General features: G+C 67.2%; 1 protein-coding gene. It reads right to left on the bottom strand.

The genetic code is table 11. The annotated features are described in order from the left end of the window. A partial coding sequence (locus AC1DYG_RS19875; protein WP_477641568.1) for an ATP-grasp domain-containing protein occupies positions 1-433 on the bottom strand: 433 nt, incomplete at both ends.

Here is a 433-nt window from a genome sequence, read left to right as displayed (position 1 = left end):
GCTTGCCGGCCTCGGCGATCTGACGCGCGAACGCCAGGTCGACACCCTTGACGGCGTCGACGGCGATCTTGGCGAGGGCGTCGGGGTTCTCCTCGGCGGTGACCTCGATCTCGACGCCACCCTCCACCGAGCACATGGCCAGGTAGGTGCGGTTGGTGCGGTCGAGCAGGAAGGAGATGTAGTACTCCTCGGCGATGTCACTGGCCTCGGCGACCAGCAGCTTCTTGACGACGTGACCCTTGATGTCCAGGCCCAGGATTGCCTCGGCGTTGGCCACTGCGGCATCAACGTCGGGCGAGTACTTCACGCCACCGGCCTTGCCGCGGCCGCCGACCTTGACCCGCGCCTTGACCATCACCGGCTTGCCGATTTCCTCGGCAATCTCGCGCGCCCCGGCGACCGTGTCGGTAACACGCCCGGCCGAAGTCGGTAC

It is taken from the genome of Pedococcus sp. P1_H8 (assembly GCF_056405175.1).
The sequence above is the reverse complement of the archived record's forward strand: the minus strand, read 5'-3'. Positions and strand labels throughout refer to the sequence as shown.